Genomic DNA, 14,684 nt, shown 5'->3' with positions numbered 1-14,684 from the left:
GCTTTATTGCAAAATATCTTGAAATATATACATTAATCTTTTAAAAACGCTTAGGAGGAAACAAAAAATGGTTAAAGTTGGTATTAATGGTTTTGGTCGCATCGGCCGTAACGTATTCCGCGCAGCACTGAACAACCCTGATGTTCAAATCGTAGCAGTAAATGATCTTACGGATACTGCAACACTAGCACATCTTCTGAAATACGATACTACTCACGGTCAACTTGATGGTACTGTTGAAGCTAAAGAAGGCGCGCTTATCGTAAATGGCCGCGAAATCAAAGTATTTGCAGAGCGCAACCCAGCTGATCTTCAATGGGGTTCTGTAGGCGTTGAAATCGTAGTTGAATCAACTGGTATTTTCACAGCTAAAGAAAAAGCTGAGCTTCACTTGCAAGGCGGCGCTAAAAAAGTTATCATCTCCGCTCCTGCTACAAACGAAGATATCACTGTGGTTATCGGCGTTAACGAAGATAAATACGATCCTGCGGCACATACCATTATTTCCAACGCTTCGTGCACAACGAACTGTCTTGCTCCTTTCGCAAAAGTATTGAACGACAAATTCGGAATCGTTAAAGGTATGATGACTACAATTCACTCATACACAAATGACCAATCCGTTCTTGACGTTCCTCATAAAGACCTGCGCCGCGCTCGTGCAGCTGCAGAAAACATCATTCCTTCTTCAACTGGCGCAGCGAAAGCTGTTTCACTAGTTCTTCCTGAGCTTAAAGGTAAATTGAACGGTATGGCTATGCGTGTTCCTACGCCTAACGTTTCCGTAACTGACCTTGTTGCTGAGCTTAAAGTTAACGTAACTGTTGAAGAAGTTAACGCTGCATTCAAAGAAGCTTCAGAAGGCGCTCTTAAAGGCATCATGAACTACAACGAATTGCCGCTTGTATCAAGCGACTACAACACTGATCCTGCTTCTTCTACAATTGATGGTCTTTCGACTATGGTTGTTGAAGGCAACATGGTTAAAGTTATTTCATGGTACGACAACGAGTGGGGCTACTCGAACCGCGTAGTAGATCTTGCTGCTTACATCGCTAGCAAAGGTCTGTAAGCAAAGAAGACGGACTGAGGCCGCAGCTCTCCGCGCATGCGGAGTAAAGCATAGGTCTTTGATTTGGGGCTTCTAGGAGTCGTAAATCATGAGGGCGTTTCTTCTTTGAAGGAACGCCCTCTTTTTTTATAATTCTACCGCTATACCTTTCCATATTACATTTTCGGGAGGCTTCATTGATGAATAAGAAAAGTGTACGTGATGTTGCAGAGCTAGCTGGTAAACGAGTATTTGTTCGCGTTGATTTCAACGTGCCGTTGGAAGACGGTAAAATTACAGATGACAAGCGTATTCGTGAGACGCTTCCTACAATTAACTTCTTGATCGAAAAAGGCGCAAAAGTTATTCTAGCAAGTCATCTTGGCCGTCCGAATGGTCAAGTCGTAGAAGAGCTTCGTCACACAGCTTCAGCATTGCGTCTATCTGAGCTGCTTGGCAAGCAAGTAACGAAATCGAACGAAGCAATTGGCGAAGCGGTTGAAGCGCAAGTTGCAGCACTTAACAACGGAGATGTACTATTGCTTGAGAACGTGCGTTTCTACGAAGGTGAAGAGAAAAACGATCCAGAACTAGCTAAAGCTTTCGCTAAGCTTGCTGACTTGTTCGTAAACGACGCTTTCGGTGCTGCTCACCGTGCACATGCATCAACAGAAGGTATCGCTCATATTCTTCCGGCTGTATCTGGCCTTCTTATGGAAAGAGAGCTTGAAGTACTAGGCAAAGCACTTAACAACCCAGAGCGTCCTTTCACAGCTATCGTTGGCGGTTCAAAAGTAAAAGACAAAATCGCAGTTATCGATAAAATGCTTGAGATTGCTGACAATGTCATCATTGGCGGCGGCTTGTCTTATACATTCTTTAAAGCACAAGGCCACGAAATTGGTCAATCACTTGTTGATAACAGCAAGCTTGATCTAGCTCTTGAGTTTATGGAAAAAGCGAAAAAGCTAGGCAAAAACTTCTTGATCCCTGTAGATATCGTTGTTACTGACGATTTCAGCGCTAATGCTAATACTAAAGTTGTTGACATTGACAGCATTCCTGCTGATTGGGAAGGCATCGACATCGGACCGAAAACTCGTGAGATCTATGCTGATGTAATCAAGAACTCTAAGCTAGTGGTATGGAACGGACCTATGGGCGTATTTGAAATCGAGCCATTCTCCCATGGAACACAAGCCGTTGCTCGCGCTTGCGCAGAAACAACTGGTTACACAGTTATCGGCGGCGGCGATTCCGCAGCAGCAGCTGAGAAATTCCACCTTGCTGACAAAATGGACTTTATCTCGACAGGCGGCGGCGCTTCCCTAGAGTTCATGGAAGGCAAAATACTCCCAGGCGTTGTAGCTCTTAACGATAAATAATAGGCTTTACCAAAATAATATGATTTGAGGAGGACTTAAGCATGAGCAACAGAAAACCGATTATTGCAGGTAACTGGAAAATGTTCAAAACGGTATCCGAGGCTGTAACATTTTTCTCCGAAATTAAAGGCAAAGCTGAAGTTGATGGTGTAGAGAGCGTTATTTGCGCGCCTTACACAACGCTTCCAGCACTTGTTGAAGCAGCAAAAGGTACTTCGATCGCAATCGGAGCGCAAAACGTTCACTTTGAAGACAACGGTGCTTTCACTGGTGAAATCAGCGGCGTAATGCTGAAGGATCTAGGTGTTAAATACGTGATTATCGGTCACTCCGAGCGTCGCGCTTATTTCGCAGAGTCCGATGAGATCGTGAACAAGAAAGTTCATGCATCCTTCAAAAACGGCTTGCTTCCTATCGTTTGTGTAGGTGAGAAGCTTGAAGAGCGTGAAGCAGGACAAACGAAGGACGTATGCAAAGTGCAAACAGAAGCTGCTTTTGAGGGCGTATCTGCAGCACAAGCAGCTGAAGTCGTTATCGCATACGAGCCAATCTGGGCAATCGGAACAGGCAAATCGTCTACTTCTGAAGATGCACAAGATGTTATCGGCTATATTCGCGGTGTTGTTGCTGGTCTTTATGATCAAGCGACTGCAGATGCGGTTCGTATCCAATACGGCGGCAGCGTGAAACCTAACAATGTTGCTGAGTACATGGGTCAAGCTGATATTGACGGTGCACTTGTTGGCGGAGCTAGCTTAGAGCCTGCATCCTATATCGCACTGGTCGAGGGGGCCAAGTAATATGGCTGCTCCTAAACCTGTAGCACTCATTATTCTTGATGGCTTCGGTTTGCGCGATGATGTGACCGGAAATGCTGTTGCACAAGCAAAAAAACCGAACTATGATCGTTACTGGTCGACCTATCCGCATACGACATTAACGGCATGCGGCGAAGCGGTTGGACTTCCTGAAGGTCAAATGGGAAACTCCGAGGTTGGTCACTTAAACATCGGTGCAGGCCGCATCGTGTATCAGGATCTGACTCGTATTACTAAATCAATTCGTGACGGCGAGTTTTTCGACAATGAAACGATTCTTGGTGCAGTTCGTCATGTAAAAACGAATAGCAAAAAACTTCATCTTTACGGCTTGTTGTCTGACGGCGGCGTACATAGCCATATTGAGCACTTGTTCGCTCTGCTTGACCTAGCGAAGAAGGAAGAGCTTGAGGATGTGTACATTCACGCTTTCCTTGATGGCCGTGACGTGTCTCCAGATAGCGCGAAGGGTTATCTAGAGCGACTGCAAGCGAAAATCGAAGAGGTTGGCGTCGGCCGCATTGCAACGGTTCAAGGTCGATACTACGCAATGGATCGCGACAAGCGCTGGGAGCGTACGGAGAAATCCTATCGCGCCATGGTATACGGCGAAGGACCTCAATATTTCGATCCGATTCAAGCGGTAGTTGAATCCTACGAGAAATCGGTTTATGATGAATTCGTTATGCCAACGGTTATTGTAGATGGAGAGAACAAGCCAGTTGGTCTTGTAGAATCCGAGGACGCAGTTATTTTCTTCAACTTCCGTCCTGACCGTGCGATTCAATTGTCGCAAGTATTCACGAATGAGGATTTCCGCGGCTTTGAACGCGGCGAGAACCACCCTGTTAATCTGTATTTCGTCTGTTTGACGCTATTCAGTGAAACCGTAGGCGGATTCGTTGCGTATTCACCAAAGAACCTCGATAATACGCTTGGCGAAGTGCTCGTGCAAAACAACAAGACACAACTACGTACAGCAGAAACAGAGAAATATCCGCACGTTACGTTCTTCTTCAGCGGCGGACGCGATGCAGAGCTTCCTGGTGAAACTCGTGTGCTTATCAACTCCCCTAAGGTCGCAACGTACGACCTGAAGCCGGAAATGAGCGCATACGAGCTTGCTGAGTCAACAGTACGCGAGATTGAGTCAGACAAGCATGACGCAATCATTCTGAATTTCGCTAATCCCGATATGGTAGGTCACTCCGGCATGCTGGAGCCTACGATAAAAGCGGTTGAAGCAACGGATGAATGTCTTGGCAAAGTAGTCGAAGCAGTACTTGCCAAAGGCGGCGTCTGCATCATCACGGCTGACCATGGTAATGCTGACATGGTATTCGACGAGAATGGCCGTCCGTTTACGGCGCATACGACGAACCCTGTACCGCTTATCGTAACGAAAGCAGGCGAGACTCTTCGTGACGGCGGTATTCTTGCAGATATCGCACCGACGGTTCTTGATTTGCTTGAGCTTGCTAAGCCAAAAGAAATGACGGGTATTACTTTAATTAACAAATAATAAAACTTTAAAGGAGTGTTTTCTCTCATGTCAATTATCGTTGATGTATATGCACGCGAAGTGCTTGATTCCCGCGGGAATCCAACTGTAGAAGTAGAGGTTTCTCTTGAGTCCGGCGGCAAAGGCCGCGCAATCGTTCCATCCGGCGCTTCCACTGGCGCTTACGAGGCTGTTGAGCTTCGTGATGGCGACAAATCACGTTACCTTGGTAAAGGCGTTCTGAAAGCTGTTGAGAACGTTAATACTGAAATCGCTCCTGAAATTATTGGTCTAGATGCTCTTGATCAAGTAGCTATCGACCGCAAAATGATCGAGCTTGACGGTACTCCAAACAAAGCTAAGCTGGGCGCTAACGCGATTCTAGCTGTATCGATGGCAGTAGCTCGCGCAGCTGCTGACGCACTTGATGTACCTCTTTACACTTACCTAGGCGGATTCAACGCTAAAGTGCTTCCGGTTCCAATGATGAACATCATCAACGGCGGTGAGCATGCTGACAACAACATCGACGTTCAAGAGTTTATGGTTCTTCCTGTTGGTGCTGAAAGCTTCAAAGAAGCGCTTCGTATCGGCGCTGAAATCTTCCACAGCCTTAAAGCTGTATTGCATGAAAAAGGTCTTAACACAGCTGTTGGCGACGAAGGCGGCTTTGCTCCTAACCTTGGTTCAAACGAAGAAGCAATCACTACAATCATCTCCGCTATCGAGCGCGCAGGCTACAAGCCAGGCGTTGACGTATTCCTCGGTATGGACGTTGCTTCTACTGAATTCTTCAAAGACGGCAAATACGTGCTTGCAGGCGAAGGCAAATCATTCACACCTGCTGAGTTCGTTGATCTACTTGCTTCATGGGCTGACAAATACCCAATCCTTACAATCGAAGACGGTTGCTCCGAAGACGATTGGGATGGTTGGAAATTGCTTACTGAGAAGATTGGCAAAAAAGTTCAACTCGTTGGTGACGATTTGTTCGTTACGAACACTGAGCGTCTATCCGATGGTATCGACAAAGGCGTAGGTAACTCTATCCTAGTTAAAGTCAACCAAATCGGTACGCTTACTGAAACTTTTGACGCGATCGAAATGGCTAAACGCGCTGGTTACACAGCAGTTATCTCTCACCGTTCAGGCGAGAGCGAAGACAGCACAATTGCTGACATCGCTGTAGCTACAAACGCTGGCCAAATCAAAACAGGCGCTCCGTCCCGTACGGACCGTGTTGCGAAATACAACCAATTGCTTCGCATTGAGGACCAACTTGGTTCGACAGCTCAATACGCTGGCAAATCAGCTTTCTACAACTTGAAAAACATCAAATAGGACGCGTTTAGCGGCTTATTGAGAAGGGTATGCCTATTGAGGGCATGCCCTTCTTTTTTTTGATTGCATACAGGGCATAATAAGGCTGTAAAGCATTAAGTAATTAGGCGGTGTGGGAAAGTGGCAAAACCAGTCATAGGCATTCAAATGTATTCGCTTCGAGATCATACTGAGATTGATTTTTTGACCACGCTTGAGAAAGTAGCGGAGATTGGTTATAAAGCGATAGAATTCACAGGTTATTTCAAAATACCAGCGAAGGAAATAAAAAGTAAGCTGGATGAGCTGGGACTAATTGCGCCCTCGGTACATGTTCCGTTAAATTTTAGCGATACCAAACATTTGACGTCTGACTTTGCAGGGCAGATTGAATATGCAAAGGAGCTTAACGTATCCTATATTGTTACGCCGTGGGTGCCGCTCCCTGAGCTTCCGACAATGGATAATGTACAATACTTGGTCGATGTATTCGAGGAATGCGCGAAGCAGGTGAAAGCTGCTGGTATGCAATATGGCTTCCATAATCATGACTTTGAATTTAAGATGGTCGAAAAGAAACCTGTAATTGATCATATTTTGTCGAAAATCGCCGCGGACCAAATGATCATGGAATTCGATCTGGGCTGGATCCATATTGCAGGCTATAACCCTGCTGACTATTTGATGAAATATCAAGGCCGCGTTCCTTTAGTGCATTTGAAAGACTTCTCGAAAGGGAGGAAGGACGCGGAAATTGGCAAGGGTGAGGTTGGTTACGATCAGCTATTAAGCGCGCTGGAGCCTGCTGGCGTATCCTATATGTTTGTTGAACAGGAGCAATATGAATCAAGCTCGCTTGAGAGTGCCGCCAATAACTTTCTGTATTTGAAAGAAAATGGATTCGCGTAATTAACTAGACTTAGGGCCCGTACTATTGTAATTTGTGCCCAGCTATGGTACACTCAGCTTATGTGTATTTACGGAGCTCCTATGCTGGAGGTGGAATGAATGGATATCTTATTGAAAATCGTGCTCGTTATTTTTTCTGTCGGCCTAATTGCTGTCGTATTGCTGCAAAAAGGTAAGAGTGCAGGCTTGTCCGGAGCGATTACGGGTGGCGCTGAGCACCTTTTCGGCAAACAGAAAGCTCGCGGTTTGGATTTGTTCTTGCAACGTTTGACAGTTGTATTAGCAGCTGGATTCTTCATATTGGCGCTTGTTGTTTCTTACTTCGTAAAACAATAACGGACACACACGCAGAAAGCGAGGATATTCCTCGCTTTTTTTGTATTTTAATCATATTCACGGATGCGCGGCTTCCATTTCGTGTATACTACATGTTATATGATAATCTATCAACCTGTTTCAAACCACACTAGAGCAATTTGGCAGGTTTATGAGGAGAAAAAATAATAATGATCAATTACGAGCAGGAACTGCTTGATTTTATGAGAGAAACGGCTTATAAACCGATGACATACCAAGAGCTTGAAAAGCATTTTGGTATCGTAGATGCAGTGGAGTTTAAGGAGTTCCTTAAACTGCTGAATAAATTAGAGGACGAAGGGAAAATCATTCGAACACCAAATGATCACTACGGTGTCCCGGAACGAATGAATCTGCTGCGCGGCAAGCTGCAATCGCATGCAAAGGGATTCGGTTTCTTGATTCCGGATCAAAAGGATCATGGTGATGTATACCTGCACGCGAATGACTTGAAAAGTGCGATGAATGGAGATGTCATTCTCGTTCGTGTCACATCGAGAAGTGAGCACGGCGGTCGTATGGAGGGAGAGGTCGTTCGTATTGTAGAACGTGCCGTTACCCAAATCGTTGGAACGTTCGAGGATCACGATGTATATGCTTTTGTCGTGCCGGATGATAAACGGATAAATCGAGATATTTTCATACCGAAGGGCGGCTATCAAGGCGCGGTCTCTGGTCAGAAGGTTGTCGTAAAAATTGTCTCCTATCCAGAAGGGCGTTCCGCAGCTGAAGGTGAAATTGTCGAAATTTTGGGACATAAGAATGACCCTGGTGTCGATATCTTGTCGATTATTCGCAAGCATCAACTTCCTGAGGGCTTCGAGGATGAAGTGATGAGAGAGGCTGAAGCTGCGCCGGATTCTATAACAGATGATGAGATCGTGAAGCAAGGAAGACGAGATTTGCGCGATGAGGTCATTGTAACGATAGATGGCGAGGATGCTAAGGATCTAGATGATGCGGTGCATGTGAAGCGTCTGGAGAACGGCAACTATTTGCTTGGTGTACATATTGCCGATGTTGGCTACTACGTAAAAGAAAATTCAGAGCTTGATCAAGAAGCATACCGTAGAGGATGCAGCGTATATTTAGTGGATCGCGTTATTCCGATGCTGCCGCATCGTTTGTCGAACGGTATTTGCTCACTCAATCCGCAGGTGGATCGTCTAACGCTTTCCTGTGAGATGGAGTTTGATGCAGCAACACTTAAGCGTGTGCGTCATGATGTGTTCACGAGTGTGATCCGTACGAAAGAACGTATGACTTATACGAATGTGAAGAAAATATTGACGGCGACGGAAGAAGAGCCTCAAACAGAGCTTAAAGAGCGCTATGCAAGCCTGCTTGATATGTTTGCTTTGATGGGGGACCTTGCGATGCGTTTGCGTTCGAAGCGTATGAAGCGCGGCGCAATCGATTTCGATTTTCAGGAATCAAAGGTCATCGTAGATGAGAACGGCAAAGCGGTTGATATTATAAAACGCGAGCGTTCTGTTGCTGAGCAGCTGATCGAGGAATTTATGCTTGTGGCAAATGAAACGGTAGCTGAGCATTTCCACTGGCTGCGTGTTCCTTTTCTTTACCGAATCCATGAAGACCCATCGCAAGAGAAGCTGCTCAACTTTGTACAATTTGCAGCGAACTTTGGTTATGTGGTGAAAGGCAAGGGCAATTCAATTCATCCTAAAGCATTGCAGACACTGCTTGAGGATATCCGAGGTACGAAGGAAGCGACTGTTATTTCGACCGTTATGCTTCGTTCGATGAAGCAGGCGAAGTACGATGCAGAGAGTTTAGGGCATTTTGGGCTTGCTGCAGAGTTCTATTCGCACTTTACGTCACCGATCCGTCGTTATCCCGATTTAGTCATTCACCGGGTTATTCGCGAGGTGCTTGAAGGAAAGGGGCAATTGACGGAAGCTCGCCATGAGACGCTTTCGGCACGGATGCCGGAAATTGCACAGCATTCATCAGAACGCGAGCGTGTAGCAGTTGATGCAGAGCGTGATACAGAGCAGCTGAAAAAATGCGAGTTCATGCTTGATAAAGTCGGCGAGGAATTCGAAGGTATTATTAGCAGCGTAACGAGCTTCGGTATGTTTATCGAACTGGATAACTCGGTTGAAGGGTTAATTCGATTAAGTGATATGTCCGATGATTATTATAATTTCCATGAGCAGCATATGATATTGGTCGGCGAACGTACGTCTAAAGTGTATCGGATTGGCGATGAAGTGAAAATTCTTGTCACTCGCGTAAGCATGACGGAGCATACGATCGACTTTGCTCTTGTGGATATGAAGCCGCGCAGCGGCTATAAGGGTATTCCGAGCAGCGGTTTCGGCGGCGGTGATCGAGGCGGCAAAAAGCGCGGCGGATTCGGTGATCGCGGAAGAGGCGAGCGTGGAGCAAGTGCAGGCGGCAGAGGCAAAGGCGGAGCCGGCGAAGGAAACCGAGGCGGCAAAGGAGAGCGCGGAGCAAGTGCGGGCGGCAGAGGCAAGGGCGGAGCAGGCGAAGGTTACCGATCCGGAAATGGCGAACGCGGAGCAAATGCAGGCGGCAGAGGCCAAGGTGGAGCAGGCGAAGGAAACCGAGGCGGAAGAGGCGAGCGCGGAGCAAATGCGGGCGGCAAAGGACGCGGAGGTAAAGGCGGCGGTGGCCGCGGCTATAACAGCGGAGTGGATCGCAGCGTAGTTGGTATTGTCGAGCAGGCCAATCCATGGCGCATCGATGCTCCTGATAGCGGACGCGGCGGCGGCAAGCGACGCGGACGGGGTGGCGCAGGCGAAGCCGGAGCTGACGTGAACGGCGGCGGAATGTCGGCGGAGCGCGGAACTGGGCAAGAGGCGAATACTTCGCCGGGCCAAGGTAGAGATAGAGCGCGCGGGAATAATGCGCGTACGGATATGTGGGGCCTGCCCATCCGCAACAGCGGTGGGCCAGGCGGTAATGGTCGTGGAGCCGGGCAGCGGCGCAGCGATGACAGCGGCGGCGCGAAGCGGAGGAATACGCCGCCGGGCGGTGTTGTTGGCAGCGAGCGTAGTGCGGAAGCACCGAGCGTGGAAGGCAGCGGCGGCGATGCGGTGAAGAAAAAGCGTAAGAAAAAAAGCGGAGGCGGCGGTAACTCCACAGCTGCTTTTGTCCGGAAGAATCGTAAGTAAAATAGGGACGGCGATTTCCGTTATGTGTCATAATTGGAAGTCGCCGTGAACTGGGCAATTTGGGAAAATATATTTAAGCTCGTCACTTGCATTTTAATTCTGGGTATAGTACACTCAAATCAATCGATAATATGAACCTGAATTCACATATTGAAAAGGGTATCATTATAGTCATGAAACCCTTTCCAATGTGTGAATTTTTTGTTTAAAGACAAACCAGGCGCATATTAATATTATTTTTTTGGAGGTTTTTACACATGCAACAAGGTACAGTTAAATGGTTTAACGCAGAAAAAGGTTTCGGCTTTATCGAAGTTGAAGGCGGCAACGATGTATTCGTACACTTCTCCGCAATCACTGGCGAAGGCTTCAAAACTCTTGAAGAAGGACAACGCGTAGAATTTAACGTTGTTCAAGGCAACCGTGGACCACAAGCAGAAAACGTTGTAAAGCTGTAGTAGCTTACGAACGTTAATAAAACCGCCTTTGACCTTTGGGTTAAAGGCGGTTTTTTTGTGTATATCATTAAGTGAGGATTTGTTTATTTAAATTCATTAAGCAATTGACGAGCATGGCGCACGAGTGCTCCGTCGATTGGAGAATCTGTTCCGCCGGATCTAACGCCTGTTCCAAGATGAACGGCTTGCACTCCGGTCGACGTAATAAAAGCGGGCAGAGAAGGTATGGATAAGCCGCTTCCTGGGAGTATTTTAATAGTATGCCCAATACTTTGTTTAACCAACCTGCTGATTTGAGTTACAGCTTCAAGAACACTGGGCTTGCCCCCTGAAGTGAGCACCCAATTGATTTGAGGGTATTTTGTAAGAGTAGACAAAGCCTCCTCTTGGTCAGGTACCTCGTCAAAAGCTCGATGGAAGGTGACAGGACGATCACCAGCAGCTTCCAGCAGCTTCTCTAGTGAATCGGTATCAATAGTTCCATCCATCCGCAGCACGCCTAGGACGAATGCATGAACGCCTAAAGCGCGCATTTTAATCATTTGAGCAGTCATTTCACTAAGGTCGGCCTTATCATATACAAAGGACCTGCTATGTGGTCTAACCATGGCATGAACCGGATATATTTTGGACAGAGGTGTCTGATTTGCTTGTTCAAGTCGCTTAAGTGACTCAAGCACCGATACCGTAACGTCCTGGTGCGGGCTTAGACCACCCTCGTCAAAGGCTGATATGAGCTCTACACGGTCTGCACCGTGCACAACAGCTGTAACCGCTTCATCTGCAGTCGTAGCAATGATTTCAAGCAGCATGGGAAATCTCCTTTTTTGGCATAGGCTAGAGAAAATGTTACTCTGTCGCCGCCTTGATTTTCGTTGTTAAAGTTGTTACAATGAACACCAGAATACGTGCAACCATTATTTTAACGTAATTCAGTCGAGGTGACTAGCATGGGTAAGAAGAGTGACGGCAAGCAGCTCGCCCAGAATAAGAAAGCTTCCCATGACTATTTCATTGAGGAAACATTCGAAGCTGGCATGGTGCTGCTGGGTACGGAAATTAAATCACTGCGTACAGGTCGTGCAAACATTAGTGATGCGTTTGCTACTATCCGCAATGGTGAGATTTTCATACACAATATGCATATTAGTCCGTTCGAGCAAGGGAATATTCACAATCCCACAGATCCAACGCGTGCTCGCAAGCTATTAATGCACAAGATGCAAATTCATAAGCTTCTAGGCTTATCTAAGCAAGAAGGTTATGCGATTGTACCGTTGAAGATCTATGTGCGCAATGGATATGCGAAGTTATTAATTGGTCTAGGTAAAGGTAAGAAGCAATACGATAAACGGGATACGGCAGCTAAGCGTGATGCTCAGCGTGATATCCAGCGTGTGCTGCGCGAGAAACAGAAGGTTTCTCATTAAGGTGTTGTTTTCCATGGGAGTAAGCAACCACAGTTGCCAATAACAATTGTACACGGAAGCTGCTCATTCGTGGTATACTAAGACAGTAGCAACGGCAAGACAAACAATGCAAGTGCATTCGTGTTAGACAATCGGAACAGACTGCCAAATGATTTGTTTGACAGATGCTGTGCCTTAATCCTAAATCTTCAATTGAGCTAAACGTTAGTGTGGATGTACTCTTCTGAGTAGTGTTGATCTACAGCTAATTGTTTATGCAAAATTGGGGGCGTTTATGGATTCGACGGGGATTGTACGAGCGCGGGTTGCGGGTAGCGGGGAGTCGTCCGCTTCATCAACGCTAAAGCCTATTAAACGGCAAACAACAAACAAACTACGCTTTCGCAGCCTAAGAAACTGTGTGCGTGCTTCTACCCAGCATCGTCCATGTGACTGGATTAGGGGCTAACAAGTAGTGGAATACGCTGTCTCATCTCCGCCTGCGGTGAGCTGAAGAAGACAATCAGGCTGACCTAGATCGAAGCCGGTTACGGGGCGTCGGCCTGGGTGACATCAAAACTGTGACTACACCCGTAGAAGCCTGTGTGGCGTGATCTTCGGACAGGGGTTCAAATCCCCTCGCCTCCACCAAACCATGAGAAAGAGCACCTTATAGGGTGCTCTTTTTGCATTTATTAGACTATTTCATATAATGCTTCTAAATTTATAATTAGTCACTTTATTATTATTACAATTTTTGAAGAGATATACGAGAAGCACAAAAATATTGGAGCTCTTATCAAATTTTCTTTAGACAGGGTCGATACTAGATAATTGATGGAGTTCGGTATCAATATTAAAAAATCTATTCATATTTTATATAACACTTTAAAGAGAAGGGAAAAAATATATTAGTTTAAATTCGATTTGTCAAAAGGCAGTTTATAAATTATTCCTTGATCTGATGCATATCCTAATCTTCCCTTTATACTAAACGGATCAATTTTAATAAATTCTAGATAAGCAGTATCAACGGCTTTAGCATTAATATTGAGAGATACAGTGATATGCGGTATGATTGCTCCTTCATAAATTTTTTGAATTTCTGTTGATAAACTTATCCTAAAGCCTTGATTATTCTGATTGTTTCCATGACCGTCGATAGTAATATCATATATAGATCCTAAATTATTAATCTCTATAAATGAGGTTGGTCGATATTTTAAGGTGATATGTGGATCTAATACTAAATGAGGTAGTAAATTATTACTTTTAGCAAGCAGCGTATTCTTATATTCATCTAAAATAAAAAGACCAAGATATTTTATAAACAATTTTACATACTCCCTTGCAGGAAATATAAGTCAGGTATAATATGAAAGGGTACAAGTTTAGGATACCACATACAAATAAAAATAAACAATTATTTTGGAGCTGAGCCACTTTATGAAGAAGAATATCGTTGAAGAAATAACAAGTTATAAATTTTTGGTGCTTGCAGTTATTGTTTTTGTTGTAGGGTCAGGATTTCTTTTCTTTTCCACACTTCCGTTATTTGAGAACTATAAAGTAATCCAGTCGGTTGTACAAAGTATTGGGGGTTCACTAATTGCATCAGTTGCTTTAGTCATTCTGTGGGAGCTAAAAGGTAAAAGAGATTTTTTAAATGAAATACTAAGTAAAATCAACATATCTGACAATATATACTCGTCAGGAATTGTTAAGGTTTATAATGATGTGTACGGTATAAGTAAAGAGGAATGGTCGTCGTTACTAGAAAAGACAAGTAATATTGATTTAATATTTGCTTATGGAAATTTATGGAGAAGTGGTAACAGACATAATTTAATAGAAGCGGGCAAAAAGAGAAAAATAAATATTCGTGTTGCAATTGTCGACCCAAATAATGAGGCTGCGGTAATGGAACTTGCAAATAAGTTTAATAAGAGTAAAGAATCTATTAAGGCGAAAACAAATGAGTCGATTTCTTTTTTTTCCTCGTTAGTTTCTGAAAATCCCAATATCAAAGTCAATATATTTTTACTCTCTTCTGCACCAACTTACCAAGTTTATCGATATGATGACAAAATCATTTTTGGTACATACAGCAATCGAAATGATCGCCCCGAGAATCCAGGGATTTTGTGTAAACGAGGAGGTCAATTATACAATTTTTATGAACAAGAACTCAATAGTATTTATGAATCTCCAAAATCGCAAAAGTATGAACATGGTGTTAAAGTATCAAAAAATAAATCTATAGTTACATCTATCAGTTCATGATTATGATAGGATCGATACTCGGGTGACATCAA

General features: G+C 44.9%; 13 protein-coding genes and 1 other RNA gene. 12 read left to right on the top strand and 2 right to left on the bottom strand.

Annotated elements, in window-relative coordinates; genetic code table 11:
• The first annotated feature begins 67 nt into the window (after positions 1–67).
• From gap to AC0YN6_RS28260, 9 genes are all read left to right on the top strand, one after another.
• Positions 68–1,072: a type I glyceraldehyde-3-phosphate dehydrogenase gene (gene gap, locus AC0YN6_RS28300; protein WP_475751304.1), complete on the top strand. Its 1,005-nt coding sequence runs from the start codon at positions 68–70 to the stop codon at positions 1,070–1,072.
• 179 nt (positions 1,073–1,251) lie between these two features.
• Entirely contained in the window at positions 1,252–2,436 is a 1,185-nt protein-coding gene (locus AC0YN6_RS28295) for a phosphoglycerate kinase (protein ID WP_475751302.1), read from the top strand.
• A gap of 41 nt (positions 2,437–2,477) precedes the next feature.
• A complete protein-coding gene (gene tpiA / locus AC0YN6_RS28290; protein WP_475751300.1) occupies positions 2,478–3,236 on the top strand; it encodes a triose-phosphate isomerase in 759 nt (252 codons plus the stop codon).
• A 1-nt stretch (position 3,237) separates the two neighbouring features.
• Positions 3,238–4,776, top strand: a complete 1,539-nt coding sequence (gene gpmI / locus AC0YN6_RS28285) for a 2,3-bisphosphoglycerate-independent phosphoglycerate mutase (protein WP_475751298.1) — start codon at positions 3,238–3,240, stop codon at positions 4,774–4,776.
• A gap of 27 nt (positions 4,777–4,803) precedes the next feature.
• Positions 4,804–6,096: a phosphopyruvate hydratase gene (gene eno, locus AC0YN6_RS28280; RefSeq protein WP_475751296.1), complete on the top strand. Its 1,293-nt coding sequence runs from the start codon at positions 4,804–4,806 to the stop codon at positions 6,094–6,096.
• A gap of 120 nt (positions 6,097–6,216) precedes the next feature.
• Complete coding sequence (locus tag AC0YN6_RS28275) at positions 6,217–6,984, top strand: sugar phosphate isomerase/epimerase family protein (protein WP_475751294.1); 768 nt, start codon at positions 6,217–6,219, stop codon at positions 6,982–6,984.
• Positions 6,985–7,083: 99 nt separating this feature from the next.
• Positions 7,084–7,320 (top strand): preprotein translocase subunit SecG, encoded by a 237-nt coding sequence (secG, locus tag AC0YN6_RS28270; RefSeq protein ID WP_183570711.1) that lies wholly within the window; start codon positions 7,084–7,086, stop codon positions 7,318–7,320.
• Positions 7,321–7,490: 170 nt separating this feature from the next.
• A complete protein-coding gene (rnr, locus tag AC0YN6_RS28265) occupies positions 7,491–10,502 on the top strand; it encodes a ribonuclease R (RefSeq protein ID WP_475751291.1) in 3,012 nt (1,003 codons plus the stop codon).
• A 257-nt stretch (positions 10,503–10,759) separates the two neighbouring features.
• On the top strand, positions 10,760–10,960 hold the full coding sequence (locus AC0YN6_RS28260) for a cold-shock protein (RefSeq protein WP_028609190.1): 201 nt from the start codon (positions 10,760–10,762) through the stop codon (positions 10,958–10,960).
• Positions 10,961–11,043: 83 nt separating this feature from the next.
• Here AC0YN6_RS28260 and AC0YN6_RS28255 read toward each other — a convergent pair whose 3' ends face one another.
• Entirely contained in the window at positions 11,044–11,772 is a 729-nt protein-coding gene (locus AC0YN6_RS28255) for a copper homeostasis protein CutC (RefSeq protein ID WP_475751289.1), read from the bottom strand.
• A 138-nt stretch (positions 11,773–11,910) separates the two neighbouring features.
• Here AC0YN6_RS28255 and smpB point away from each other — a divergent pair, with 138 nt between their 5' ends.
• Both smpB and ssrA read left to right on the top strand, forming a co-directional pair.
• Positions 11,911–12,390, top strand: coding sequence for an SsrA-binding protein SmpB (gene smpB / locus AC0YN6_RS28250; protein WP_475751288.1), 480 nt, complete (start codon positions 11,911–11,913; stop codon positions 12,388–12,390).
• Positions 12,391–12,654: 264 nt separating this feature from the next.
• Positions 12,655–13,020, top strand: a transfer-messenger RNA (tmRNA) gene (gene ssrA, locus AC0YN6_RS28245).
• A 260-nt stretch (positions 13,021–13,280) separates the two neighbouring features.
• On the opposite strand, the gene AC0YN6_RS28240 is transcribed toward ssrA, so the two are convergent.
• Positions 13,281–13,703, bottom strand: a complete 423-nt coding sequence (locus tag AC0YN6_RS28240; RefSeq protein WP_475751287.1) for a hypothetical protein — start codon at positions 13,701–13,703, stop codon at positions 13,281–13,283.
• A gap of 112 nt (positions 13,704–13,815) precedes the next feature.
• Here AC0YN6_RS28240 and AC0YN6_RS28235 point away from each other — a divergent pair, with 112 nt between their 5' ends.
• Complete coding sequence (locus AC0YN6_RS28235; protein WP_475751285.1) at positions 13,816–14,652, top strand: hypothetical protein; 837 nt, start codon at positions 13,816–13,818, stop codon at positions 14,650–14,652.
• Positions 14,653–14,684: the final 32 nt, after the last annotated feature.

It is taken from the genome of Paenibacillus sp. J22P15, from assembly GCF_056269345.1.
The sequence above is the reverse complement of the archived record's forward strand: the minus strand, read 5'-3'. Positions and strand labels throughout refer to the sequence as shown.

Coding starts and splice junctions, on each gene's coding strand:
- gap (WP_475751304.1), top strand. CDS start 68: ATGGTTAAAGTTGGTATTAATGGTTTTGGTCGCATCGGCCGTAACGTA.
- AC0YN6_RS28295 (WP_475751302.1), top strand. CDS start 1,252: ATGAATAAGAAAAGTGTACGTGATGTTGCAGAGCTAGCTGGTAAACGA.
- tpiA (WP_475751300.1), top strand. CDS start 2,478: ATGAGCAACAGAAAACCGATTATTGCAGGTAACTGGAAAATGTTCAAA.
- gpmI (WP_475751298.1), top strand. CDS start 3,238: ATGGCTGCTCCTAAACCTGTAGCACTCATTATTCTTGATGGCTTCGGT.
- eno (WP_475751296.1), top strand. CDS start 4,804: ATGTCAATTATCGTTGATGTATATGCACGCGAAGTGCTTGATTCCCGC.
- secG (WP_183570711.1), top strand. CDS start 7,084: ATGGATATCTTATTGAAAATCGTGCTCGTTATTTTTTCTGTCGGCCTA.
- rnr (WP_475751291.1), top strand. CDS start 7,491: ATGATCAATTACGAGCAGGAACTGCTTGATTTTATGAGAGAAACGGCT.
- AC0YN6_RS28260 (WP_028609190.1), top strand. CDS start 10,760: ATGCAACAAGGTACAGTTAAATGGTTTAACGCAGAAAAAGGTTTCGGC.
- AC0YN6_RS28255 (WP_475751289.1), bottom strand. CDS start 11,772: ATGCTGCTTGAAATCATTGCTACGACTGCAGATGAAGCGGTTACAGCT.
- smpB (WP_475751288.1), top strand. CDS start 11,911: ATGGGTAAGAAGAGTGACGGCAAGCAGCTCGCCCAGAATAAGAAAGCT.
- AC0YN6_RS28235 (WP_475751285.1), top strand. CDS start 13,816: ATGAAGAAGAATATCGTTGAAGAAATAACAAGTTATAAATTTTTGGTG.